General features: G+C 63.3%; 20 protein-coding genes. 16 read left to right on the forward strand and 4 right to left on the reverse strand.

What is annotated here, in order from left to right; translation table 11 throughout:
• Positions 1 to 9 precede the first annotated feature (9 nt).
• From tuf to gmk, 6 genes are all read left to right on the forward strand, one after another.
• Positions 10 to 1,209, forward strand: coding sequence for an elongation factor Tu (tuf, locus tag AACP62_RS02845; protein ID WP_015022138.1), 1,200 nt, complete (start codon positions 10 to 12; stop codon positions 1,207 to 1,209).
• Positions 1,210 to 1,445: 236 nt separating this feature from the next.
• The gene (efp, locus tag AACP62_RS02850) at positions 1,446 to 2,009 is read left to right on the forward strand and encodes an elongation factor P (protein WP_101432622.1); all 564 of its coding nucleotides are present in this window, start codon (positions 1,446 to 1,448) and stop codon (positions 2,007 to 2,009) included.
• 22 nt (positions 2,010 to 2,031) lie between these two features.
• Entirely contained in the window at positions 2,032 to 2,727 is a 696-nt protein-coding gene (nusB, locus tag AACP62_RS02855; protein ID WP_339346175.1) for a transcription antitermination factor NusB, read from the forward strand.
• A gap of 196 nt (positions 2,728 to 2,923) precedes the next feature.
• A complete protein-coding gene (gene carA, locus AACP62_RS02860) occupies positions 2,924 to 4,135 on the forward strand; it encodes a glutamine-hydrolyzing carbamoyl-phosphate synthase small subunit (protein WP_339346178.1) in 1,212 nt (403 codons plus the stop codon).
• The gene (gene carB, locus AACP62_RS02865) at positions 4,128 to 7,502 is read left to right on the forward strand and encodes a carbamoyl-phosphate synthase large subunit (protein WP_339346180.1); all 3,375 of its coding nucleotides are present in this window, start codon (positions 4,128 to 4,130) and stop codon (positions 7,500 to 7,502) included. The genes carA and carB overlap by 8 nt, the downstream gene beginning before the upstream one ends.
• Positions 7,503 to 7,599: 97 nt before the next feature.
• Positions 7,600 to 8,223 carry a guanylate kinase gene (gene gmk / locus AACP62_RS02870; RefSeq protein ID WP_198183380.1) on the forward strand — a complete coding sequence of 208 codons (624 nt, stop codon included), beginning with the start codon at positions 7,600 to 7,602 and terminating at the stop codon, positions 8,221 to 8,223.
• A 75-nt stretch (positions 8,224 to 8,298) separates the two neighbouring features.
• Here gmk and ilvD read toward each other — a convergent pair whose 3' ends face one another.
• A complete protein-coding gene (ilvD, locus tag AACP62_RS02875; RefSeq protein WP_045935555.1) occupies positions 8,299 to 10,158 on the reverse strand; it encodes a dihydroxy-acid dehydratase in 1,860 nt (619 codons plus the stop codon).
• A 178-nt stretch (positions 10,159 to 10,336) separates the two neighbouring features.
• On the opposite strand from ilvD, the gene rpoZ reads away from it, so the two are divergent.
• From rpoZ to AACP62_RS02925, 10 genes are all read left to right on the forward strand, one after another.
• A complete protein-coding gene (gene rpoZ / locus AACP62_RS02880) occupies positions 10,337 to 10,621 on the forward strand; it encodes a DNA-directed RNA polymerase subunit omega (protein ID WP_015022131.1) in 285 nt (94 codons plus the stop codon).
• Positions 10,622 to 10,682: 61 nt separating this feature from the next.
• On the forward strand, positions 10,683 to 11,903 hold the full coding sequence (gene metK, locus AACP62_RS02885) for a methionine adenosyltransferase (RefSeq protein ID WP_154312560.1): 1,221 nt from the start codon (positions 10,683 to 10,685) through the stop codon (positions 11,901 to 11,903).
• Between the two features lie 93 nt (positions 11,904 to 11,996).
• Positions 11,997 to 14,300, forward strand: coding sequence for a primosomal protein N' family DNA-binding protein (locus AACP62_RS02890; protein WP_339346183.1), 2,304 nt, complete (start codon positions 11,997 to 11,999; stop codon positions 14,298 to 14,300).
• Between the two features lie 101 nt (positions 14,301 to 14,401).
• Positions 14,402 to 15,106, forward strand: coding sequence for an HAD family hydrolase (locus AACP62_RS02895; RefSeq protein WP_198205525.1), 705 nt, complete (start codon positions 14,402 to 14,404; stop codon positions 15,104 to 15,106).
• 45 nt (positions 15,107 to 15,151) lie between these two features.
• Positions 15,152 to 16,126, forward strand: a complete 975-nt coding sequence (gene fmt / locus AACP62_RS02900; protein ID WP_339346185.1) for a methionyl-tRNA formyltransferase — start codon at positions 15,152 to 15,154, stop codon at positions 16,124 to 16,126.
• Between the two features lie 66 nt (positions 16,127 to 16,192).
• A complete protein-coding gene (arc, locus tag AACP62_RS02905) occupies positions 16,193 to 17,755 on the forward strand; it encodes a proteasome ATPase (RefSeq protein ID WP_339346187.1) in 1,563 nt (520 codons plus the stop codon).
• Complete coding sequence (gene dop / locus AACP62_RS02910; protein WP_339346190.1) at positions 17,752 to 19,260, forward strand: depupylase/deamidase Dop; 1,509 nt, start codon at positions 17,752 to 17,754, stop codon at positions 19,258 to 19,260. Before arc ends, dop begins: the two co-directional genes overlap by 4 nt.
• 90 nt (positions 19,261 to 19,350) lie before the next feature.
• Positions 19,351 to 20,187 carry an inositol monophosphatase family protein gene (locus AACP62_RS02915; RefSeq protein ID WP_045935548.1) on the forward strand — a complete coding sequence of 279 codons (837 nt, stop codon included), beginning with the start codon at positions 19,351 to 19,353 and terminating at the stop codon, positions 20,185 to 20,187.
• 54 nt (positions 20,188 to 20,241) lie between these two features.
• Positions 20,242 to 20,415 carry a ubiquitin-like protein Pup gene (locus tag AACP62_RS02920; protein WP_415873639.1) on the forward strand — a complete coding sequence of 58 codons (174 nt, stop codon included), beginning with the start codon at positions 20,242 to 20,244 and terminating at the stop codon, positions 20,413 to 20,415.
• Between the two features lie 3 nt (positions 20,416 to 20,418).
• Positions 20,419 to 21,846, forward strand: a complete 1,428-nt coding sequence (locus tag AACP62_RS02925) for a proteasome accessory factor PafA2 family protein (protein ID WP_339346195.1) — start codon at positions 20,419 to 20,421, stop codon at positions 21,844 to 21,846.
• Positions 21,847 to 21,946: 100 nt separating this feature from the next.
• On the opposite strand, the gene AACP62_RS02930 is transcribed toward AACP62_RS02925, so the two are convergent.
• From AACP62_RS02930 to purB, 3 genes are all read right to left on the reverse strand, one after another.
• The gene (locus tag AACP62_RS02930) at positions 21,947 to 22,234 is read right to left on the reverse strand and encodes an HU family DNA-binding protein (protein WP_015022121.1); all 288 of its coding nucleotides are present in this window, start codon (positions 22,232 to 22,234) and stop codon (positions 21,947 to 21,949) included.
• A 169-nt stretch (positions 22,235 to 22,403) separates the two neighbouring features.
• Positions 22,404 to 24,875 (reverse strand): lysylphosphatidylglycerol synthase transmembrane domain-containing protein, encoded by a 2,472-nt coding sequence (locus AACP62_RS02935; RefSeq protein ID WP_339346196.1) that lies wholly within the window; start codon positions 24,873 to 24,875, stop codon positions 22,404 to 22,406.
• Between the two features lie 2 nt (positions 24,876 to 24,877).
• Complete coding sequence (gene purB / locus AACP62_RS02940) at positions 24,878 to 26,323, reverse strand: adenylosuccinate lyase (protein WP_339346197.1); 1,446 nt, start codon at positions 26,321 to 26,323, stop codon at positions 24,878 to 24,880.
• Positions 26,324 to 26,340: the final 17 nt, after the last annotated feature.

A 26,340-nucleotide genomic window follows, 5' to 3' on the forward strand; every position in this document is an offset into this window, starting at 1 on the left:
CAAAACACAATGGCAAAGGAAAAGTACGAGCGGACCAAGCCGCACGTTAACATTGGCACCATCGGCCACGTCGATCACGGCAAGACCACCCTGACCGCGGCCATCTCCAAGGTGCTGCATGAGGAGTACCCGGACGTCAACCCCGAGTACGATTTCGCCCAGATCGACGCTGCTCCTGAGGAGAAGGAGCGCGGCATCACCATCAACATCGCGCACATCGAGTACCAGACCGCCAAGCGCCATTACGCCCACGTGGACTGCCCCGGGCACGCCGACTTCGTCAAGAACATGATCACCGGCGCTGCTCAGATGGATGGCGCCATCCTGGTGGTCGCCGCCACCGACGGCCCCATGGCCCAGACTCGCGAGCACGTGCTGCTGGCCCGCCAGGTCGGCGTGCCGAAGATCCTGGTCGCCCTGAACAAGTGCGACATGGTCGACGACGAAGAGCTGATCGAGCTGGTCGAGGAGGAAGTCCGCGATCTGCTGGACGAGAACGGCTTCGACCGCGACTGCCCCGTCATCCGCACCTCCGCCTACGGCGCCCTGCATGACGATGCCCCTGACCACGACAAGTGGGTTCAGACCATCAAGGACCTCATGGATGCCGTCGACGACTACATCCCCACCCCGGTCCACGACCTGGACAAGCCCTTCCTGATGCCCATCGAAGATGTCTTCACCATCTCCGGCCGTGGCACCGTGGTGACCGGTCGTGTCGAGCGCGGCAAGCTGCCCGTGAACACCAACGTGGAGATCGTCGGCCTGCGGGACACCCAGTCCACCACCGTCACCTCCATCGAGACCTTCCACAAGCAGATGGACGAGGCCGAGGCTGGTGACAACACCGGTCTGCTGCTGCGCGGCATCGGCCGTGAGGACGTCGAGCGTGGCCAGGTCGTGGCTGCTCCCGGCACCGTGACCCCTCACCACAAGTTCGAGGGCGAGGTCTACGTGCTGACCAAGGACGAGGGTGGCCGCCACTCGCCGTTCTTCTCCAACTACCGTCCGCAGTTCTACTTCCGCACCACCGACGTCACCGGCGTCATCACCCTGCCCGAGGGCGTGGAGATGGTTCAGCCCGGCGATCACGCCACCTTCTCCGTCGAGCTGATCCAGCCCGTCGCCATGGAGGAGGGCTTGACCTTCGCTGTTCGTGAAGGCGGCCACACGGTCGGCTCAGGTCGAGTCACCAAGATCATCGAGTAGGATTGCCTGTCGCTTGTCGACACAATCCGATGACGGGGCCCGGAATCCTTCCTGTGATTCCGGGCCCCGCCCATATCCGGCAGACTTCGCCGCCGGACCAGCCGCGGTGTTCATGCGCCGTGGCATAATAGGCGAGGATTTATCGCGAGCGGGCCGGATCCTGTGTGGCCCGGTGCTTTCGGCAGATGGCCAGGAGCCCTCCGAAGGAACGTTCATCAGAATGAGGTGGTATCAAGGTGGCACAGACTTCCAACGACATCAAGAACGGATCGGTCATCAACCTGGACGGCAAGCTTTGGACCGTCATCAAGTTCCAGCACGTCAAGCCGGGCAAGGGGCCGGCCTTTGTGCGCACGACCATCAAGGACGTCCTCTCGGGCAAGATCGTGGACCGCACCTTCAATGCGGGCATGAAGATGGACTTCGAGACCGTCGACAATAGGACCATGCAGTACTCATACCGGGATGGCGACTCTTTCGTCTTCATGGATATGAACACCTACGAGCAGGTCAACATCCCCGAGGCCCTGGTCGGCGATCAGGAGCGCTTCCTGCTTGAGGGCACCGACTGCATCATCAGCTTCCATGACGGCAACCCCCTGTCCGTGGAGCTGCCTGCATCCGTGGTGCTGACCGTGACTGAAACCGAGCCCGGCGTCCAGGGCAACCGCTCCAACGCCGGAACCAAGCCCGCCACTGTGGAGACCGGGGCCGAGATTCAGGTTCCCCTCTTCGTAGGCGAGGGTGAGAAGGTCAAGGTGGACACCCGCGACGGCTCCTACCTGGGCCGCGAGAACTGAGCAAGGCGGAAACCACACATCCATGGCACGTTCCACAGCCCGCAAGCGGGCCTTGAACACCCTGTATGAGGCCGATGAGAAGAGCCAGGATTTCCTCTCCCTGCTGGAGGAGCGCAAGGCTAGGCCAGGGGCACAGACACCTCTGCCCGCCTACGCCGTGACCATCGTTGAGGGTGTAGCTGAGCACCGTCGAGACATCGACGATGCCCTGCAGACCCACTCAACCCGGTGGCCGCTGAGCCGCATGCACGCCATCGATCGCAACATTCTGCGTATCGCCGCCTGGGAGATGCTCTACAACCCTGACGTTCCGGACAAGGTGGCCATCGATGAGGCCCTGTCCTTGGCCAAGACCCTCTCGGATGCCGATGCCCCCTCCTTCATTCACGGCGTTCTCAGCGCCCTGGAGCAGGAGAAGGATGAGCATCAGGCTCGTCGTGAACAAGCCGATCGGATCGCTGCCTTGGCTGATGCCGAGGCCGATGCGGACGTTTCGGATGATGAATCCGATAAGGCAAAAGCGGAGGTCGCATCCGCAGAGTCTGTCTCCTCAGAGTCTGTCTCCTCTGAGGATGCCCATGCTGACAGCGATTCGGAATCGGCAACGAGTAGACATGAAGATGGGGGTTCCGATCAGTCCGCCCTCAGTCTGGACCAGCTGAAACTGACCCTGCCGGAGGAACTGGCCCCGGATACGAATCGCCCGTCAGGCGACTGAGCAATGTCCCGGGGAAAGGCCGACCGATGTCCGCTGGCTGTCAGGGCATCGGGTCGGCCTTTTGCCATATTCAGGCCGGGAGATCAGTTGGGCTTGCGACAAGCTTTACTCAACCATCCTATGAACAACCCGTTCGGCGTAATCCATGGGGGTCATTAATATGGGTGCGAATATCCACGGCAAACAAGGGGGTTCGGTGAACCTGAAGGACACCAACGCCATCGCCTCCGATCGTCGTTTCTCCGATTCCGCCATCCTTCTTCTGGAGGACGGCCAGGTCTATGAGGGAAAGGCCTTCGGGGCACTGGGCGGCACTATCGGTGAGGTCGTATTCGCCACGGGGATGACCGGATACCAGGAGACCCTGACCGATCCCAGCTATGACAGACAGATTGTAGTCCAGACATTTCCGCATATCGGCAATACCGGTGTCAACGGGGAGGACGGTGAGTCGTCACGGATATGGGTGGCCGGATATGTGGTCCGGGAACCCAGTCCCACTTTCAGTAATTGGCGGGCTACAGGTGGTCTCCAAGGGGAGATGATCGATCAAGGCATCGTCGGCATCAGCGGCATAGACACTCGCCGGCTCGTGCGGCACCTGCGTTCAGCGGGCGTCATGCGGGCCGGTATTTTTTCTGGATCGGCCCTGGATGATGCCAGCGTCCAGAGTCTCTTGGAACGAGTCAGACAGGCACCGACCATGGGCGGCTCCCACCTGACCGGCGAGGTCAGTACCGACCACCCCTACACGGTGGAGCCCTGCGGTCAATACCAGGACAGGGAGCCGCTCTGCACGGTGGCCGCTGTAGACCTTGGCATCAAGGCCATGACCCCTCATCGGCTGGCCGAGCGCGGATGTCGGGTCCACCTGCTGCCCGTGGGCACCACCATGGAAACCATTCGCTCGCTCAATCCGGATGGTGTCTTCTTCTCAAACGGTCCCGGCGACCCCTCTACGGCCGACCATGAGGTGGCCCTCCTGCGTCAGGTGCTTGATGCAAGGCTGCCCTTCTTCGGCATCTGCCTGGGCAACCAGCTTCTGGGCTGTGCCCTGGGCTTTGAGACCTACAAGCTTAAGTTCGGACATCGCGGCATCAATCAGCCGGTCATGGATTTGAGCACCGGTAAGGTGGAGATCACCGCCCATAATCACGGATTCGCAGTCAAGGCGCCCAAGGGGGACCCAGTGCCATCACCCTATGGTGAAGGCCGCTATGGTCGTGTCCGGGTCTCTCATATCGATCTCAACGACGAAGTGGTCGAGGGTCTGGAGTGCCTCGACATTCCGGCCTTCTCCGTTCAATATCATCCGGAGGCGGCGGCTGGTCCGCATGATGCCTCCTACCTGTTCGACAGGTTCGTCACTTTGATGCAGGACGCCAAGGAAGGGAAGGCACATGCCTAAGCGGCAGGACATCCATTCGGTCATGGTCATCGGCTCGGGACCCATCGTCATCGGGCAGGCGGCCGAGTTCGACTATTCGGGGACCCAGGCCTGCCGGGTGCTGCGTGAAGAGGGGATTCGCGTCATTTTGGTCAACTCCAATCCCGCCACCATCATGACGGACCCCGAGATGGCCGATGCCACCTACATCGAGCCCATCGCCCTGCCTTTCCTGGAGCGGATCATAGCCAAGGAACGGCCGGATGCGCTGCTGCCCACCCTGGGTGGCCAGACTGCGCTGAATGCCGCCGTGGAGCTGGGCAAGGCCGGCGTGCTGGAGCGCTACGGGGTTGAGCTGATCGGCGCTTCGCTGGAGGCCATCGACAGGGGAGAGGACCGTGAGCTCTTCAAACAGGTGGTGGACCAGGCCGGTGCCGAGTCGGCCAGGTCCCGCATCGCCCACAGTCTGGATGATGCCGAAGCAGTAGCCGGCGAATTGGGCTACCCCCTGGTTGTTCGTCCCTCCTTCACCATGGGCGGCCTGGGCTCTGGGATCGCCCATGATCGTGAGGAGCTGCGGCGGATCGCCGGTGCGGGCATCCATTATTCGCCCACCGACGAGATCCTTCTGGAGGAGGGCATCGAGGGGTGGAAGGAGTATGAGCTGGAGCTCATGCGTGACCGCCTGGACAATGTGGTTGTGGTCTGCCCCATCGAGAATGTGGACCCGGTCGGCGTGCACACCGGAGACTCCATCACCGTGGCACCGGTCTTCACCCTGACCGACCGGGAATATCAGCGCATGCGCGACATCGGGATCGCCATCATCCGAGGCGTGGGGGTGGATACGGGCGGCTGCAACATCCAGTTCGCTGTCAACCCCAAGAACGGCCGGATCATCGTCATTGAAATGAATCCACGTGTTTCGCGGTCTTCGGCCCTGGCTTCCAAGGCCACCGGCTTCCCCATCGCCAAGATTGCGGTCAAGCTGGCCCTGGGATACACCTTGGATGAGATCGAGAACGACATCACCCGTTCAACCCCTGCCTCCTTCGAGCCGACCATCGACTACGTGGTCACCAAGATTCCGCGTTTCACCTTCGAGAAGTTCCCCGGGGCGGATACGACCCTGACCACCTCGATGAAGTCCGTGGGTGAGGCCATGGCCCTGGCCGGCAACTTCCGCGAATCCCTGGGCAAGGCCATGCGCTCCATCGACAAGCGGCACATGACCTTCTCCTGGGATGGCCCCCGGCCCGACCAGGCCGAGACCGACCAGCTGCTGGAGGCCATGCATACTCCCACCGAGCATCGCTACCTGCAGATTCAGCGGGCCTTCTGGGGAGGGGCCACCGTGGAGCAGGTCCACCAGGCCACCAGGATCGACCCCTGGTTCCTGGAGCAGATCAGCATGATCAACGAGCTGGCCCTTCAGGTGCGCCAGTCCGAGGTCCTGGACGAGGACCTGCTGCGCCGGGCCAAGCAATCAGGACTGAGCGACCTGCAGATCGCCCACCTGCGCGGCATGGGCGACCAGGGTGAGGCGGTTGTCAGGGAGCTGCGCTGGGCCTTCGGTCTTCATCCTGTCTACAAGACTGTGGACACCTGCGCAGCCGAGTTCGATGCGGTCACACCCTACTACTACTCCTGCTACGCCGACGAGTCCGAGCTGCGACCCCGTCAGCGCGAGGCGGTCATCATCCTGGGTTCGGGCCCCAACCGGATCGGCCAGGGGGTCGAGTTCGACTACACCTGCGTGCACGCCGTCCAGGAGCTGGGCAAGGACTATGACACCATCATGGTCAACTGCAATCCCGAGACGGTCTCCACCGACTATGACATGTCGGACAGGCTCTACTTCGAGCCGCTGACCTTCGAGGACGTTCTGGAGATCTACCGGGCCGAGAAGGCCATGGGACCGGTCAAGGGTGTCATCGTCCAGCTGGGCGGTCAGACCCCCCTGTCCCTGGCGGCCAGGCTCAAGGCGGCCGGGGTGCCCATCCTTGGCACCAGCCCCGAGTCCATCGACCTGGCCGAGAACCGCGAGCTCTTCGGGCAGGTACTCAGCAAGGAGCACCTCAACGCTCCACGGTACGGCACCGCTCTTTCTTTGGATGAGGCCAGGGAGGCGGCCCATGCCATCGGCTATCCGGTTCTGGTCAGGCCCTCCTACGTGCTGGGCGGACGAGGCATGGAGATTGTCTACGATGACCAGCAGCTGGCCACCTACGTGGATCGCGCCCTGGATGAGGCCAAGGCCGATACCGTGGTCTCCGGCCGCCTGCCCTCGCCCCTGCTGATTGACAAGTTCCTCCAGGATGCCATCGAAATAGACGTGGATGCCCTCTATGACGGGCAGGAGCTCTACATCGGCGGCATCATGGAGCATGTGGAGGAGGCCGGGGTCCACTCCGGCGATGCCGCCTGCACCCTGCCGCCTTCAACCCTCTCCGACGACCAGATCAACCGGCTGCGGCAGGCCACCCTGGCTATAGCCCAAGGTTGCGGGGTCCAAGGACTGATCAATGTTCAGTATGCCTTCATGGCCAACACCCTCTATGTGATCGAGGCCAATCCCCGCGCATCCAGGACCGTTCCCTTCGCCTCAAAGGCCACGGGTACGGCACTGGCCAAGGCTGCGGCGCGGATCATGGTGGGGGAGTCCATCGCCCAGCAACGAGCCAATGGTCTGCTCCTGCCCGTCGGCGACGGTGGCATGGTCCGTGTCGGCCAGCCTGTGGCAGTCAAGGAGTCCGTCCTGCCCTTCAAACGCTTCCGCACTCCGGTGGGTCGGACCGTGGACATCCTGTTGGGACCGGAGATGCGTTCCACCGGGGAGGTCATGGGCTTCGATCGGGACTTTCCGCACGCCTTCGCAAAGAGCCAGCTGGCCGCCTACCAGGGAGGATTGCCCACTGGTGGGGTCGCCTTCCTGTCGGTCAATGATTCGGACAAGCGCCAGCTGCCCATGCTGGCCGCCCGTCTGCTGGAGCAGGGCTTCAGCATCTGCGCCACCAGTGGCACGGCTTCAGTCCTGCGCCGGTATGGCTTCGATGTGGCCGTTGTCGACAAGATTAGCGATGGCGAAGAACAGGGTCGGGCCTTCACGGATGCCGACGGGGTCAGACACATGGGCCGCAATCCCGTCCAGCTTATTGAGGATGGGTCCATCGACATGATCCTCAACACGCCCAGCTCCAGGGGCTCTCGTTCTGACGGCTATCTGATCCGCGTGGCCGCCATAGCCGCCGATTTGCCACAGTTCACCACCATCACCGAGTTCTCAGCCGCCCTGATGGCCATTGACGTGGTCAAAAAGGACGACTACGAGGTCATGAGCATCCAGGAACATGCGGACCGGCTGCTGGAGTTGGAGAAGGCCAGGTAGGTACTGGCTATATGATTGACCCATGTTCCGGTCCATATATGCCGGAGGATGACCCTTAGGAAAGGAAGTGGCCGTGTCAGCGATCAACGGTGCCGACATGTCGATTCAGGATTCTTCGGGAGAACAGACCGGAGGTCCAAGGAAGGCGGGCGGCCGGCTGATCGTGCTGACGGGGCCCACGGCCGTAGGCAAGGGCACTGTGGAGGCGGCCCTACGCCATGCCCACCCGGAAGTCTGGGTCTCCGTCTCGGCCACCACCCGGGCGCCGCGTCCGGGCGAAAAGGACGGCATCACCTACTGGTTCATGGATGAGCAGGAGTTTGCCCGCAGGGAGGCCGCCGGAGAATTTCTGGAGACAGCGCTGGTCCATGGCATGTCCCACTACGGCACCCCGCTGCAGCCGGTTCTGGATCATCTGGCGGAGGGGGTGCCCACGATTTTGGAAATTGATCTGCAGGGGGCGCATCGTGTCCGCCAACGCGCAGGGGAGCTGGGCCTGGAAGTGTTCTACGTATTCCTGGCACCGCCCTCATTCCAGGACCTGGTTACCAGGCTGAACATGCGGGGGACCGAAAATGAGGAACAGCGGGCCCGCAGGCTGGAGACTGCCAAGGTGGAGCTGGCCTCAGAGAATCAGTTCGACCGGGTCATAGTCAACGACAGCGTGGATAAGGCAGCCCAGGCGCTCTGGGAGGTAATCGCCAAGGAATACGGTCTCTGAACACCTGGACTTTACTTCAGAAGAGTTGAAAAATCCCCCAATCGAGTGGGAGCCCGATCGGGGGATTTTGGTTTATCAGTCCAGACCTGACAGTTGGTTGATCAGATCCGGGTCGCGGGTGGCGCCCTTGTCTGCCGAGCGGGCGAAGGCGGCGTAGGCCTTCAGCGCCAGGGAGACCTTGCGGTCCCTGTGGGCTACATATCCCTCGCCGGCCTCCAGCTCTGCGCGGCGCTGGGCGAGTTCCTCATCGCTCAGCTCGACGTCTACACGCCGGTTGGGGATATCGATGCGGATCATGTCGCCGTTGCGGATCAGGGCGATTGGGCCCTTGTTGGCTGCTTCAGGAGCGATATGGCCGATGGCCAGGCCTGATGAGCCGCCGGAGTAGCGGCCGTCGGTCAGCAGGGCCACATCCTTGCCGATGCCCTTGCCCTTGACGAATGAGGTGGGGTAGAGCATCTCCTGCATGCCTGGTCCGCCCTTGGGTCCCTCGTAACGGATGACCAGGGCCTGACCCTTGTGCAGGGTGCCGTTGAGTATGACCTCCACGGCCTGTTCTTGCGATTCGACCACCAGGGCCGGTCCGCGGAAGTTCCAGATTTCCTTGGGCACGCCTGCGGTCTTGACCACGCACCCATCGGGGGCCAGATTGCCTCGCAGTATGGCCAGGCCGCCTTCGGAGACGGCCGGGTGATCCAGGTCGTGAATGGCGCCGTTGACGCGGTCGGTGTCCAGGTCCTCCCACTCCTTGGACTGGTTGAAGGGCTCGGGCGAGGTGATGTGTCCAGGAGCTGCGTGATAGAGTTCCTTGGCCTCGTCCAGGCAGGTGGGTCGCATGATGTCCCAGTCGTTGAGCTTGGACTCCAGGTCCGGGTAGTCGATGGAATGCGTGTCCTGGTGAAGGACCCCGCCACGGTCCAGCTCGCCCAGGATGCCGCAGATGCCACCGGCCCGGTGGACGTCGGATATCTCCCAGTCTCCGGAGGGAGAGGCCTTGCAGATGCAGGGGACCGTGTGGGAGATACGCTCGATGTCGTCCAGGGTGAAGTCCACATCCGCAGACTGTGCGGCGGCGAGGATATGCAGGACGGTGTTGGTCGATCCGCCCATGGCCACATCCATGGTCATGGCGTTTTCGAAGGCCTTCTTGGTGGCGATGGAACGCGGCAGGACCGAGTCGTCGTCATCCTGGTAGTACCGGTTGGCAATCTCGACAACCAGCTTGCCGGCCCGCTCGAAGAGCATCTTCCGCGCTGTGTGCGAGGCCAGGGTGGTGCCGTTTCCGGGCAGGGCCAGACCCATGGCCTCGGTCAGGCAGTTCATGGAATTGGCGGTGAACATGCCAGCGCAGGAACCACAGGTTGGGCAGACCGTCTTCTCCAGGGCCAGCAGACCCGCATCATCGATGCTGTCATCCGCCGAGGCGTACATGACGTCGATCAAATCGGTGCTCTCTTGAACCGTCCCGTCGGGCATGACGGTACGTCCGGCCTCCATGGGGCCGCCGGAGACGAAGACCGTTGGGATGTTCAGACGCAGAGCGGCCATGAGCATGCCGGGGGTGATCTTGTCACAGTTGGAAATGCAGATCAGGGCATCGGCGCAGTGGGCGTTGACCGAGTACTCCACGGCATCCGCTATCAGGTCACGGCTGGGCAAAGAGTAGAGCATGCCGGTATGACCCATGGCGATGCCGTCGTCCACGGCGATGGTGTTGAACTCGCGGGGGATGCCTCCCGCTTCCTTGACGGCCTTGGAGACCAGACGCCCCACCTTGTTCAGGTGGACGTGGCCGGGCACGAACTCGGAGAAGGAATTGGCGATGGCCACGATGGGCTTGCCGAAGTCCTCACCCTTGACGCCAGCGGCACGATAGAGAGCACGGGCGCCCGCGAACTCTCGTTCCTTCATCAACTTGGCTGATCGCATCTGCATAGTTTTATTCAAGTGATTGCGGGCATCGACGGGTTGGTCATGACCACATGTTGGAATTCTCGGCCTTTTCGCCCTGCTTTTTCCGGCAGAGAAGCATCCGAGGCTAAAATCGAGCCCGGGCGGTAAAATCATTCAGATTGAATGAATGGTTCATCCAGTTGAATTGGAGAAACATCTTATGGCATTCGGTACCGAGCCCCATCCGCAGGGATTTGCGAATCCTCCCATCGACGACCTCATGAAGCACGCCGATTCGAAGTATGCACTCTCTATTTTCGCGGCCAAGCGGGCCCGTCAGATCAATTCCTATTTCACTCAGCTCAATGAGGGCCTGCTGCAGAACGTCGGCCCGCTGGTCGAGTACCAGAACCAGGAGAAACCCCTGTCCATCGCCTTCCGTGAGATCAATGAGGGCCTGCTTGAGGAGACCCTGGGCGAGGACGATCTGAGCGAAGGCAACTGAGCCTTCGACTCTCATTGCAGGGTTCTCGGGCAGTGACGGTTTCTAGACAAAGGTGAATGAAATGACAGAGCGACGGCTGATTTCGGCTGAATCAGTGACCGAGGGCCATCCAGACAAGGTCTGCGACCAGATTTCCGATGCCATCCTGGACGATCTTATCGCCCAGGATCCGCATTCGCATGTGGCTGTGGAGACCTCGGCGGCCACTGGCCTCTTCTTCGTCTTCGGAGAGGTCTCATCACAGGGCTACACGGATATTCAGTCCCAGGTCCGGTCGGTGCTGCGCAGGATCGGCTACACCTCATCCGATATTGGACTGGACGCAGATTCCTGCGGCGTGACCGTGGCTCTGAGCGAGCAGAGCAAGGAAATCAACCAGGGTGTGGAACGGCTGTCGGCCAGCCAGGAGAGCGCCGCCACCCGCGAGGAGCGCTACCAGTCCCAGGGGGCCGGCGACCAGGGCGTCATGTTCGGCTACGCCTGCGATGAAACCGATACGCTCATGCCCCTGCCCATCTATCTGGCCCACCAGCTGGCCTTCCGGCTGGCACAGGTGCGCAAGGAGGGGATCATCCCTCATTTGCGCCCCGACGGCAAGACCCAGGTCACCATCGAATACGATCAGGATGACCGCCCCCGCCGCGTGGACACGGTCCTCATCTCCACCCAGCATGATCCCGAGGTGGGGCATGACTGGCTGCAGGAGCAGTTGATGGAGCATGTCATCACGCCCGTTCTGGATCGCGTCTGTGGCAAGGCCGTCGAGCACCAGGGCTACCGGGTGCTGGTCAATCCGACCGGCTCCTTTATTCTGGGCGGACCAGCGGCTGACGCAGGACTGACCGGACGCAAGATCATCGTGGACACCTATGGCGGTGCGGCCCATCATGGAGGCGGCGCCTTCTCCGGCAAGGATCCCAGCAAGGTCGACCGGTCCGCTGCCTACGCTGCGCGTTGGGTGGCCAAGAACATCGTGGCCGCTGGACTGGCGCACAAGGTCGAGGTCCAGGTGGCCTATGCCATTGGCGTGGCCGATCCGGTCAGCGTCAACGTGGAGACCTATGGCACCGAGCAGGGGGTCAGCCGCGAGCAGATCCAGGAGGCCGTGCGCGAGGTCTTCGACCTGCGGCCTGCTGCCATCATCGATGAGCTGGATCTGTTGAGACCCATCTATGCCAAGACTGCAGCCTATGGGCACTTCGGCCGGGAGGACCCGGATTTCACCTGGGAGCAGGTGGACAAGGTGGGCGAGCTCAAGGCCGCCATCGGCATGACCAGGTAGTAGCTGTTCGTCAAGAGCCACGGCGGGTTTCCAGGTCATCGACGGGGGGAATCCGCCGTGGTTCTCTTAATTGTGAAAGCGAGGGGAGCATCCATGGATTCGCAGGCCGTCAGTCAGCCCGCCCTGGATGGCCTTGCCCCACGCCGTCGTTCGAACAGCAGTCGAAGGAAGCCTCCGCGCCGACCGGCCGATGGACTCCCTGTGGCACGGGTTGTGCTGGACGTGCAGGCCACCCATCTGGGCGGGACATTCGATTATCTGGTGGATGCCGACCAGGACGATCATGCACAGCCGGGATGCCTGGTTCGCGTCCGGTTCGGGGCGCGCAGGGTCAACGGCATCATCTGGGAACGTGTGGCAGACAGCCAGGTTCCCCGTGCCTCCCTGCGTTTCCTGGAGCGGGTGGTGCTGGATCGCAGCCTGATTTCACCTTCCCTGCGCGCGGACATCACTGCCATCGCCGGCGCCTATGGGGGCACCGAGGCCAATATTCTGCGGCTGGCCCTTCCCCCTCGAGTGGCGCGCATTGACAAGGAGCAGCAGCTGGTTCCCGGTCAGCCCCGATTGGCTTCCGACCCCGCCTGGGTGGCCGGGCTGGCCCAGCGACACAAGGACCTGAAACAAAGGCTTGATCCGGGCTATCAGGGGTTGGAGAATCTGGACCAATCGCTGGAAGACGATGCCTTCGCCTCCTTTTTGGCTGACATTCTGCCTGGCATGGACCAGGCCGCCCTACTGGCTGCCAGGGTGCTGATAGCCGCCCTGCTGGCCGGCAGATCGGCGGTTATGGTGCTGCCGGGCACCCGTCAGGTGGTCCACCTGTCCGCAGTCCTCCAGCAACTTGGGTTGCGTCCCTTCGGCCCTTCTGTCACAGCAGGTCCTGGCCAACAGGAGGCCCGCGGCTGGTCCGGAGATTTCGCCGTTCTGGACAGCGGTATGGCTCCTGCCGAGCGGTACAGGGCCTACCTTGCTCTGGCCTCCGGTCAGGTCCGTTGCGCCATAGGACTGCGGGCTGCCATGTACGCCCCGGTGGAGGGTCCAGCCCTCTTCGCCCTGATGGACGATGCCAGCTATCAGTACGCCGACGGGATGATGCCCTACGCCAACGCCCGGGGAGTGCTGAGGCTGCGGGCACGTGCCCACGGCGGCGTCTTCCTGGCCATGGCCCGAGCCAGAAGCGTGCGTTCCCACTGGGAGAGTCTGCCCGAGGCCACCGAATCGGATTCTGGCGTGGCAGGTCCAGGTACCGCCTTGACCCTTGACCGGTCTGCGGTGACGACACTGCTGCCCTGGATCCGCTGGCTGAACCGGGAGGAACTGAGTCATCTGGCCGACCCGACCATTGGCGCCCGGGTTCCTCATACCGCCGTCGCCGTTATCAACAAAGCCCTGGAGCGTGGCCCGGTTCTGCTGTCCATCCCGCAGGACGGCATCTTCGAGAGCCTGAGCTGCGCTCGCTGCCATCATCAGGCTCGTTGCCCGCGTTGCACCGGACCCCTGCGGGCCAGGCGGTCTGGCGCGCCCCGCTGCGCCTGGTGTGGTGCTGCGGCTACGGACTGGTCCTGCCCGGATTGTGGGGGTTCACGGCTTCGGGTGGTCAGGGTAGGCGCCGCTGGGACGGCCCAGGAGCTGCGCATGCTCTTCAGAAATGTGCCCATCGTCATCTCTTCGCCCAGCCAGCCCCGTGGGGTGGTCGAGCGTGTACAGGATCGTCCCAGTCTGGTCATCGCCACCCCGGGCGCCGAGCCCAGGGTGGTTGGTTCGGGCGTTGATGGCAACAATAAAGACACTGGCGATCCGAATCTGCCCAGGCTGTCGCGAGGATACCGTGCGGTGGCAATTCTGGATGCCTGGACCAGCCTGTATGCCCCTGGCGTCGATGCACGTATGGACACTCTGGGAGCCTGGATGCGCGTGGCCTCCTTCTGTCGCCCCCGGGCCCAAGGAGGTCAGGTGCTCCTGCTGGGGGAGTGCGATCCCCAGCTGGCCCAGGCGCTGATGACCTGGCAGGGGCCGGTGTTGGCCGCCGCCGATCTGGAGGACCGCCGGTTGACTGCCATGCCCCCTGCTGTCGGCATGGCTGCAATCTGGGGCGAAAGGGAGGCCGTTGTCTGGATGTTGGACGCCGTCGGGATTGCGCCGGGTCAGGAGGCTGTGACGGATGCCGGCCCTGAGCCAGTTCCTGCCTTGCTTGGGCCTGTGCCCATACCGGCACCGTCCACGCTGAAAGCCGGCTATCTGGAGGGAACCCAGGACAGGGTCCGAGCCCTGGTTCGGGTGCCCACCAGCCGCCGGGACAAGCTGGCTGACGATCTCAAGCAGGCTCAGGCCAAGTATGTGGCCGGTCGCGGGCGAGGAGAGCTGCGCTTCCGGATGGATCCCAAGGATCTGACCTGATTGGCGATCCAGGTGGATACGCAGGGGGTCTATGCGGCGTGGTTTCATGAGGGGACGCAGGCAAAGGCGTATATGAACGAATTCAGGAAAGGCGGAGCGTCATGAAGGGCTGGCCGGGCGAGATCCAGGTTGAGGCAGATGTGATCCAGGCTGGGCGGCAAGCGGCTCAGGCCCAGGGTCAGCCCATTGAACAGGTCATCTTCGACTTCGGCAACGTCCTGATTCGTTGGCAGCCTGAGATGGCCATGGTGGCCCGATACGGGCGCAGCAGCATCGAAGCCATGCTGGACGACAACCGTTCCGGCTTCTACCGGGCCAACAACATGATGGACGGCGGAGCCACCTGTGCCCAGGCCTGTGACTGGGTGGCCGCCGAATGCGGGTCCCCCTGGGATGCCATGTTCGCCTACTACTGTGATCACTTCGTCGATTCGCTGACCGGCCCGGTGCCTGGTGCCCGCATGCTGGTGGAGGATCTGAAGGCGGCAGGCCTGGGCGTTTGGGGGTTGACCAACTGGGGTGCTGAGCTCTTCCATCACGCCTGGGACGGCGACTCCTTCCTGCATAGGCTGGACGGGGTGGTGGTCTCCGGGCCCATCCACATGCGCAAGCCTGACCCGGCCATCTACCGTTATGCCCTGGATCAGTTCGGAATCCAGGCTGGCAGGACCCTCTTCGTGGATGACAAGGGTATGAATGTAGTCGGCGCCAACAAGGCCGGCATCCGCAGCCTGCGATTCAGCGACCCCTACGGACTGCGCACCGCCCTGATCGAGGCCGGGGTGAACATTCCTCAGGTGCAGTGAAAGCGCGGAGGTCCACAGCCGTCGGATGAAAAGGAGATTGCCGATATGGTCATGACATTGCTGTTTGCGGGCACACCTCAGGTCGCCTTGCCATCTCTGAGATTGCTGGCGGCCGATCAGGAGCATTTCCGGGTTGCTGCCGTGCTCACCAGACCCGACGCCCCCCAGGGGCGTGGAAGGCATCTGCATCCCAGTCCGGTCAAGGCTGAGGCACTGAAGCTGGGGATCCCTGTTCTTGAGGACGACCCATCCGATCCGGATTTCCCGGCGCGGTTGCAGGATACGGGTGCCAGCTGTGCGGCCGTCGTGGCCTACGGGCGGATCCTGCGTCAGCCGGTTCTGGACGCCTTTGAGGGTGGCTGGTACAATCTGCACTTTTCCTTGCTGCCGCAGTGGCGGGGGGCGGCTCCGGTGCAGCGGGCCATCTGGGCCGGGGATGCCATCACCGGCGCCACGGTTTTTCGGCTGACGGCCGGCATGGATGAGGGGCCCATCCTGGCTCAGTCTACCGTGGAGATTGGGCCGCACGAGACCTCGGGCGAGCTGCTGGATCGGCTGGCTGAGGATGGGTCCCATCTGCTGGCTGCCAGCCTGGAGGCCCTTGCCGAAGGTCGGATTCAACCCAAGGAGCAGACGCAGGGCGCCTACCAGGTGGCCGCTAAAATCACGCACCAGGATGCTCACATGCGTTTCGATGTGCCCGTCTTTGCCCTGGATCGACAGGTTCGGGCCTGCAGCCCGGAACCGGGAGCCTGGTGCATGTATCAGCAAGGCGATGGCCCGCAGGACAAGCAGACAGGGCTGACCGTGCTCAGGGCGGCACCAGCCCAGGGGGATGAGCCCGGTCTTCCCTCGCATCTGGAGCCGGGTCGGCTGGCCATGGACCGTCGCCACCTCTGGGTGGGCACCAAGACCCTGCCTCTGGAGCTGCAGATGGTCAAGGCTGCCGGCAAGCGTGCCATGAAGGCCATGGACTGGGCCCGTGGCGCTCGCTTGGAAGACGGGGCCCGCTGCAGCTGAGCTCTTCCGCTCGGCTGGCGGTCCAAGCTGAGAGGGGATTCCAGGGACGGACGAAGGAGAGAAGCCATGCAGTCCGATGATGTCGAGCAGGCTGAACCTGCCAATGACCGGGACCAGGCCGCTGATCGGCGCAACCGGGCCTTGGCTGCGGCGCTGACCAGGGCTGCCAAGGAACTGGCCAAGGCCAAGAGCCAGTTGGCCCAGCTGGGTCAGCCGCCCTTGACGGTCGCCCTGGCCTTGGGTGTGGATTCCGTCGCATATGACAGCCAGGGGGTGCAGCAGGCCCGCCTGCTGATTCTGAACGGTTCCAGGCGGATGGTGGTTCCTCTGGCACCTGATATCCGTGCCGAACGGATAAGGGCCGGCCAGGAGGTTCTGCTCAACGCCGATATGGTGGTGGTGCGTGTGGGCGATCAACCAGTGACCGGGCAGGTCCGCACGCTGCGGGAGACCTTGGAAACCGGTGCCCTGCTGGTGGAAGACCCTTCCGGACAGACCCGCGTCGCTGCACGTGCGGGCTCTCTGCAGGACCAGCCCATCGAGGCGGGCAGCGCCTTGCTCATGGATGAAAGCTGTAGGATGGCCCTGGCTGTTCTGCCTGAGTCGGACCAGTCCGACATGCTGCTGGAGGAGACTCCTGATGTGGACTTCTCGGATATCGGCGGTCTGGACAGGCAGATCGAGCGGATTCGTGATGCGGTACAGCTGCCCTTCCAGCATGCCGATCTGATGCGCCGTTATGGGCTCCAGGCCCCCAAGGGTGTCCTGCTCTACGGACCGCCAGGCAATGGCAAGACCATGATCGCCAAGGCCCTGGCCCGTGCACTGGCCCAGGAGAGCGACGGCCACGGGGTCTTCCTATCGGTCAAGGGCCCCGAGGTGCTCAACAAGTTCGTGGGCGAGTCCGAACGTCTGATCCGCCGCCTGTTCGCCAGGTCCCGCAGCCTGGCAGGCCAGGGTGGACCCGTGGTGGTCTTCATCGACGAGATGGATGCCCTGCTGCGCACCCGTGGGTCGGGCATCTCATCGGATGTGGAGACCACCATCGTCCCCCAGTTCCTGACCGAGCTGGATGGTGTCGAGTCCCTGGACCAGGTCATGGTCATCGGCGCCTCCAACCGGATCGACATGCTCGACCCGGCGGTTCTGCGCCCGGGGAGACTCGATGTCAAGATCCGCATCGACCGGCCCGACAGGACCAGGTCGGCCGCCATCCTGGGCAAGTATCTGGGTTCTGATATGCCCATGGAGGATGATGCCAGGCCCGAGGAGCTGATCCAAACACTGGTCGACGGACTCTTCGCTCGGGATGATGACCACCTGCTGGGCAGGATCATGGATGCCACGGGCCGCTGGCAGCCCCTCTACCTGGAGTCCGTGGTCTCCGGCGCTATGCTGCACAACCTGGTTGACCGGGTCAAGACCATGGCGGTCAAGGCCTCCATCGAACAGGGTCGGCAGGTGGGTCTTGACCGTGGGTTCTGCAAGAGGGCGGTCCGCAGGCAGTATGAGGACACTCTTGAGGAGCTCCGCGGCCAGGACCCGGACCGTTGGGCCGATCTGGCCGGACTGCGCCCAGGGCAGGTCCAGGAGGTTCGCCCGGTCGACGGGCCAGGGGAGCGGTCATGAGTGCCGGGCGGGTCATGGGCACCGAGACGGAGTATGCCATTGCCGACCCCGGGGATCCCGGCGCTGATCCACGTGCTCTGGCCCTGCGTCTGGTAAGGGCCGCTGCCCAGCCGGACCTGGCTCACATCCGCTGGGACTATGGTGGCGAGGATCCGGTCAATGACGCCAGGGGAGGTCGGCTGCCGCGTTCCGCTGCCGCACCGAGCATGCTCACTGATGCACCCGGCGCCCGGCTGATCGATGTGGCAGCTGCCAATGGGGCACGGATTTATGTGGATCACGCCCATCCCGAGTATGCCTCTGCGGAAACGGTGAATGCCTTCGATGCTCTGGTCCAGGACCGAGCGGGTGACCGGATGATGGCCCAGGCCGCGGAAAGGGCCGGAGGTTTGGCCCTCTACAAGAACAACGTGGATGGCAAGGGTGCCGCCTGGGGATCCCATGAGAACTATCTGATGGATAGGGTGGTGCCCTTCGCCAGGGTGGCGGCCCTGATGACCATTCATTTCGTCACCCGACAGATCTATACCGGTTCGGGCAGGGTGGGTATGGGACCCAGGAGCGAGGGGGCCGGCTTCCAGCTCAGCCAGCGCGCCGACTATCTGACCAGCCGTATTGGACTGCAGACCACCTTCGGGCGGCCGATCATCAATACCCGGGACGAGTCACACGCCGGGCCGGGCAGCCGCCGTCTCCATGTGATCGTGGGCGATGCCAACCGTCTGGATGCGCCCCTGGTCCTCAAGCTGGGGACCACCGATCTGCTGCTGGGGCTCCTGGAGTCCGAGGGCGATTCGACAAGTCTGGTTGATGAACTGTTGGATCGCTGGATGCTGGATGATCCGGTGGCGGCCTTGCACACGGTTTCCCGTGATGTCACCTTGACCAAACCGCTGGCCTTGGCAAACGGAGGGTTCGCCGATGCGCTTGCCATCCAAAAGGCACTGCTGGGTGCGGTCCGCCAGGCCAGACGGGATGCCGACAGACCAGGTCCTGCCGACGACCGCGTTCTGAAACTCTGGGACCAGGCGCTTGAGGATCTGGCTCTGGTTCGGTCGGGCGACGACGAGGCCCGTCTGGCCATGCATGACCAGGCAGGCAGGTTGGAATGGCTGCTCAAGTGGCAGCTCTTGGAGCGTCTGCGCCGTCGTCGGTCCATATCGGACTGGTCGGATCCCCGTCTGGCGGCCCTGGACCTGGCCTGGGCACGGGTGGATCCCGGCCGTGATCTGCCTTGGCGGCTCAGAGGATCCGTTCTGCGACTGGCCGATTCCGACCAGATCACCAGGGCCATGGACCAGGGGCCTGAGCAGACCCGGGCCTGGTGCCGGTCCCAGCTGCTTCACCGTTGCCCTGATGCGGTCAGGGCCGTCTCCTGGAGTCGTGTCATCCTTGAGGAGCGGGGATCGGATGGGGAGCCTGGGACCAGGGTTGTGGACCTGTCCGATCCGCTGGGTCACACACGGTCTTCCTGCCGGGATGACCGCGACATATACTGCAGATAGCGCAGAAAACAGTCCGATATCCGACCGGACGACCACCGGTGGACCACGGTCGGCAATGCCTCGACCACCCGTTTGAAAGAGAAGAGAAGTATGGAATTGCGCGATTTGGCCATGCAGGCCGCCACCATCGCTGTGGAGGCCGGCCGTCATGCCCTCCAGGACCAGATCAACCCCCACGATCCCCGCTCCACCTCAGCCATCGGCCAGGGCACCCAGTTCTCGCCGGGCATCGATACGCGTCTGATCCGCTATTGCCGAACCAAGATCGCCGCCCTGGACCCCATGGACGGCTTCTGGGAGGAGGAAGCCGGCAACCGCCGTCCTGGCGGCCGCTACTGGTGCCTGGGCCACATCGACGGCCCGGTCAACTATGTGCGCAACATGGCCGAATGGACGCTGACCATCTCCCTGTTCGCCGTGGACGAGAAGGGCCACGCTTCGCCGGTCCTGGGCATCGTGCATGCGCCGGTCCTGGGCCTGACCTATCTGGCCGCCAAGGGCCAGGGCGCCATCAGGATCCGACGGACCATCGTGGGCGACAAGCGGGAGAAGATCATCCCCTCCACGATGACCACTCTGACCGGATCAGTGATCAGCTTCGGCATGTCCTACTTCCCCAACGAGTCCGAAAAGGTCCTGCAGATCGTCTCGCGCATGGCCGGCAAGCCTGCCGACATCAAGCGCGTCGGTCCGGTCTCGCTGGACCTGTGCCGGGTGGCGGACGGCAGCTACGACGCCTACTTCGAACCGGCCTTGCACTCCTGGGACATCCCTGCCGTCTCCGCAGCGGCTGTCGTGGTCCGGGAGGCCAAGGGCACCCTCTGGCGCTGGGACGGCGGGCATGTGCGTTGGGAGGGCAGCAACGACGTGGTGGCCACCAACGGACTCATCGCGGAGGATCTGAATACGTATCTGAGCGGGCGCTGATCCGCTCCGGAAAGGAGAGCGACCATGGCTGAGGCATCCCAGCAGGGACGGCGCATGGCAGCCGGGCAGCAGCAGGAGCAGGAAGAGGATCTGCCGCAGACCGGTGCACATGAACAGGACCAGGCGGCTGGGTCCGACCTGGATGCCGTCCTGGATGACATCGAGACCACCCTGGAGACCAATGCCAAGGAGTATGTGCAGGGCTTCGTCCAGAAGGGCGGCCAGTGATCCATGGCGGACGGGCAGGGGACTGACTCGGACTTTCGCAGGATATTCGGCATCGAGACCGAGTATGGACTGAGCCTGACCGGTGCCAGTGCCCCATATGCCGCCGGCAGGGTGGCCATGGCCATGTTCCGCCCGCTCATTGTTAAGCACGGTTCAACCAACATCTATCTGCCCAATGGCGCCAGACTCTACCTGGATGTGGGCTCCCACCCGGAGTATGCCACGGCGGAGGCGCGCGATCCGCTGACGGCACTGACCCAGGTGCTGGCCGGGGAGCGGATCATGACCGACCTCGCGGAGCGCGCCGGGAAACGCTTGGCGGAGGACCTGGGCAGGCCCGTGAAGGTTCACGTCTTCGCCAACAATGTGGATGCCCAAGGCCATGCCTTCGGCTGTCATGAGAACTACCTGTTGGACCGGCGAGTCCCCCTGGACATGATTGGGGCCTGTCTGGTCCCCTTTCTGGTAACCCGACAACTGATCGCCGGGGCGGGTCGTCTGAGTTCGGATGGGTTCCAGCTCAGCCAGCGGGCAGACTTTCTGGACGAGGCGGTCTCCTCGGCCACCACCCGTGCCCGTCCCATGGTCAACACCCGTGACGAGCCTCTGGCCGATCCTGAACGATGGCGGCGTCTGCATGTAATCGTAGGGGATACCAACCGGTCGCCGTTGGCCACTTGGTTCAAGATGGTCAGTACCCACCTGGTCCTCAACCTGATCGAGCAGGCCTGCCGTCGGGGTCGACGGCCAGACCTGGCCGACTGGGCCCTGGCTGATCCCGGTACAGCAGTCCGAGCCGTCAGCCGGGATCGGACCGGCCGGGTCACCCTGGAGCTGCAGGATTCCACGAAGACCGGCGGCATCAGCGCTCTGGGTCTGCAAGAGGCCTATTGGTCGGCCTGCAAGGCCTTGGTGGACCAGCAGGAGGATATAGGCATCGACCGGTCCCAGGCTCTGCGTGCCCTGCAACTTTGGAGGGCGGCCTTGGATGCGCTGGATGCGGGACGTTGGCGGGATCTGGCTGACTGGGTGGATTGGGCTGCCAAGCTGCGGCTGCTCCGGGGGCTGAGTCGACGAGGCGCCGGACGGGATCTGGACGAGGCGCTGGACCTGGACTATCACGATCTGAGCGCGGGAAGGTCCTACTCCGGCCTGATCAGTCATGGACTCATGCGCTCGCCGATCGACGATTCCGAGGTACAGCGCGCCATGGTTCAGCCTCCACAGGATACCCGGGCCCGTTTGCGTGGCGACTTCGTCCGTGCCGCAGACCGGGGAACACGCACATGGTCATGCGACTGGAGTCACCTGGTCCTGGGCGGTTCTCACCGAGTCGAGGTGGATTTGCCTGACCCCTTCGACCATCTGGGACCGTCCCGATACCACTCCCTGATGGACTTTCTAAAGAGTGCCGCAGAGCCTGGTGCCTAGAAGCCCGGTTTGCATTGCGGGACTTCAATTGGGTCTCTTCTGACAAGAAGGGTCCTGGCAACCGTGGATGGATGCCAGGACCCTTGCAGAAAGGCTGGTTTCACTTCTTGTTGGTGACGGCCTTCTTCAACAGCGAGCCGGCAGAGATGCGCACGCCATAGCTGGCCGGAATCTTGATGGTCTCACCGGTACGGGGGTTGCGGCCGGTGCGGGCGGCGCGCTTGACACGCTCGGCCGAGAACAGACCGGTCAGCTTCAGACCCTCACCGGACTTCATGGCCTCGACGAAGACATCCTGGAAGGCGTTGACAGCAGCTTCCGCCTGAGCCTTGGTCAGGTTGGACTTCTGCGCAATCTTCGAAACGAGATCAGACTTGTTGTATGCCATAGAACATCCTTCTTTCGGGGGCCTCCCATTGCTTGATTTGGGGAAAGCCCAACGGTCAATGACTGATATTACCGCAGATTAGGCCCAAACACCGCATTTTCCGGGGGTTTCCGACATTTCACCAGGCGATTTTTGAGGTCCTCTGGATTGGGCCTGCCCGAAGGGCCCTTCAGATGCGATTATGGCTGCCCAGCCAGCGCATGGCCAGGGCTCCCAGGGGGATGCGGAGCCAATAGGTGGCCACCCGGAAGACCAGAGTGGCCGATATGGCCACGCCCGAGGGAACGCCAGCCAGGCGGAAGGCGGAGAAGAGCACCGCTTCGATGGCCCCCAGGCCGCCGGGGGTGGGGACGGCCGAGCCTAGCGTGTTGGCCAGGAGGAAGACGAAGGTGGTCTCGAACACGTTGGTCCGACAGCCGAAGGCCATCAGGGCGGCCCAGAAACTCATGCCCAGGGCGGCTGACTGCAGTACGGCCCCAAGCACGGCCACCACCAGTTGCCTGGGCTGGGTCAGAATCTCCACAAGGTGGCGGGCGTAGGAGGCCACGATGGGCATCAGCCGCTCCATGACCAGTCGCCGTGTGTAAGGGATGGCCATAATCAGGGCTGCGACAATGGCCACCGTCCCGATGACGATGACCAGGGTGTTGGTGGGGATCATCCCGGATAGGGTGTTGCGCCCGGTGAACAGCCCGATGACGATCAGCAGACAGAAGGTGGTCGCAAACTGGACGGCAACCACGGCGCTCATGATGGCCGTGGCCATGGTGTTGTCATAACCGTCCCGCCGCAGGAACTGCAGGTTGACGAAGGCTGGGCCCACCCCGGCGGGCATGGAGACCGAGGTGAACGAGGAGGCCACCTGGGACAGGAAGATGCCCTTGAAGTCGCGCTTGGCTGGGTCGATGAAAACTCCCAGGGTGATGGCGCAGCCCACCCAGGACAGCGACCCCAGCAGGAAGGAGAGTCCGGCCATCCAAGGGTTGGCGTTGCGGACGGCGCTGATGACCTGGGGCAGGTTGAACTGGGTGACGATGACCGCCACAGCCACTACCAAGAGGGCCAGGGCCACGAAGCTGCGCAGGCTGAAGCGGGAGAGGGTCACCTGGCCGGTCTCCGCCACCGACTCAGGAGGAGCCAGGGCCCGCAACTGTTTGCGCAGGTCAGTCAGAATCTGTCGATCCCAGCCGGGCAGGGCCTGGGTCTGTGAGGGAATGGCCACCATCTGGCAGAAGGGCGACAGTCCCACCAGGGTCTTGACCCCCCAGGATGCGCGGGCGGCCTGGATGGCTTGGTCCACGCCGATCAGCGTGGCGACCAAGGTCAGAAGCTGGATTCGGTCCAGGGCGATGTTGGCCTGAGAGCTGGCGCTGTCGCCGTTCTCCCAGCCGGCGATGACCATGGATCCCGACTGGTCCATGGCCAGAGTCTCCGGACGGATGCGACGGTGCGTGAAGCCGCGCTCGTTGGCCCGGCGGAGGTAGTCCATCAGCTGCTTGGCCCTGTCCGTGTCCAGGCTTCCCGGTTCCAGGGGCCGAAGGTGGACGTCATCCTCCAGGACCAGAATTGAGGATTCCGCGCTCTCCGCCAGACCATAGGGATGCAGGGCGGTCAGCCCTAGGTCCCGCAGTTCAGCCAGCATGGCCATGTGATGTTGCATGGAGTTTCTGACCGACCGGTCCCGGCGCATGGAGACTCCGGACAGCTTGATCCACTGCCAGAGCTGCATCAGATAGCCCATGGTGTGCAGCTGGCCGTCCATGACCGACACCGTATAGTTATGGCCATCCCTGTCCCGGGCTCTGTAGATGCGGGAGGCCTCGATAAGGTCGTCGTCGAGGGCGGGCAGGGGCTGGCCATCAGTATCCAGACTGGGATCCTGACGTTCCAAGCTGGCGGCGTTGATACCGATGGAGGCTATGGCCTGTACCACTCCCTGCCCCCAGGCGCCCTTGTTCTGCGTGCCTGCCAGGTATCGGACGACCATGCCCATGATCCGTCCCAGAATCAGCGAGACCAGAACCCCGCTGGCCGAATTGGAGGATATGGCGACCATGATGATGGCCACAATATAGAGAGCGTTCCACCCCCACTTGACCGAGCTGCGCAGGCGACGGGGTCCTGCTGCACTCAGGAAGGCAGCCAGACCGGCATAGAAGTCAGGCAGCAGGACGGGAGACCCTATGGCGTTCTGGGAGCTGAATGAGGCGATCAGGGTCGGGTTGCCCGCCTTCAGGATCAGGTTGGAGGTCAGCATGACCAGCCCGAAGCCCAGGAACATGGCCAAGGGGGCAGTGATGGCCTGGATCCATTCCCTGTTGACCAGCAGATGGACAAGCACCGCCAGGACGACAGTCACGGTCACTGCTTGCTGAAGGAAGGCCGTGGGCACGTCCATGAGCCAGTCCATGGCATTGCCGGCCTGGCGCATGTCCGACTCGACCCCGGCGGCTATGCCCTTCAGATAGACAGCTGCCAGGGTGATCAGGATTCCCAGGATCAGGGCAGCCAAGGCTCGCAACAGGTCTTCGGCGTCGTGGACCCGTTGTGGAGGGGTATCCCGGATGACGACCTGATCTGTCTGATCGGTGTCGACAGAATCGGTGTCCTCGGGGGTGATGGTCGACTGGGACGGGGTCATGATCAGTCGCGATCGAAGTCCACCAAGGTTCCGGCTGCACCGGTGTAGGTTGCCGGTGTCAAGGCCTTGAGCCGACTGGCCGTGTCCTGGTCCAGGTCCAGGCCATCGATGAAGTGCTCGACATCCTCCCGTCCGATCCTCTTGCCGCGCATCAGCTCCTTGACCTGCTCATAGGGATGATCCATGCCTGAGCGTCCAGCCAGACCTGCAGCCCGCATGGCCGTCTGTATGGGCTCGCCCAGGACCTCCCAGTTGCTGTTCAGCTCGCGGGCCATCAGGGCCTTGTCAGGGTGGATGGTCTGCAGGCCGCCGTCCAGGTTGTCCAGAGCCAGCAGGCTGTAGCCCAGGGCCGAACCGATGTTGCGCTGGGTGGTGGAGTCGGTCAGGTCCCGCTGCCAGCGGGTTTCGGTCAGGGTGGCGGCCAGGGTGTCCAGCAGGGCTCCTGAGATCTCCAGATTGGCTTCGGCGTTCTCGAAGCGTATGGGGTTGACCTTGTGGGGCATGGTGCTGGACCCTGTCGCGCCTTTGACGGGTTCCTGGGCGAAGACGCCGCGGGAGATGTACATCCAGACATCCACGGCCAGGTTGTGCAGGATCCGCCCCAGGTGGGCGATGTTGCTGAAGAGCTCGGCCTGCCAGTCGTGCGACTCGATCTGGGTGGTCAGTGGATTCCAGACCAGACCCATCCGGTCCACGATGAAGGTCCGGGTCAGATCGATCCAATCCACCTGCGGCAGGGCGGCCAGATGGGCGCCAAAGGTTCCAGTAGCGCCATTCATCTTGCCCATGTAGTCCTGATTACGAATCCGGTCCAGCTGCCGGTGCAGCCGGTGGACGTAGACCGCCATCTCCTTGCCCAGGGTGGTGGGTGTGGCCGGCTGGCCGTGGGTCAGGGCGAGCATGGGCAGATCCCGGTATTGCTCAGCCATGGTGGCCAGATGCTCCTCGATCCGGGTGGCCTTCGGGAGCCAGACCTGCTCGACTCCGCCTCGGATGCAGCGGGCATAGGCCAGGTTGTTGATGTCCTCGCTGGTGCAGGCGAAATGGACCAGAGGCGCCAACCCAGGGAGTTGGCACTCGGGGCCAAGGGCTGTTGCTGCAGCCTCCAGACGGCGGTCGATGTAGTATTCCACAGCTTTGACATCGTGGTGGGTCTGGGCTTCGATGCCAGCCAGTTCGGTGATGCCGTCGGCATCGAAATCCTCGGGTATGGCTCGCAGGTAGGCCATTTCATCCTCGGTCAGAGGCTCTACGCCCGGCAGGACCGGGTGCTGGCCGTTGCTCTGGTAGCCGTTGGCCAACATGATCATCCATTCGACTTCGACCCGCATGCGCTCGCGGTTCAAGGCAGGTTCGCTCAGAAAGTCCACCAGATCGGCGGTCTGTCTGCGATAACGTCCGTCCAGGGGATTAAGGGGGATGACTGGGGTGATTCGGCTCAGGTTCATGCCTCCAGCCTAGACGA

It is taken from the genome of Bifidobacterium apis (assembly GCF_036986835.1).
GTDB classification, from domain to species: Bacteria; Actinomycetota; Actinomycetes; order Actinomycetales; family Bifidobacteriaceae; genus Bombiscardovia; species Bombiscardovia apis_A.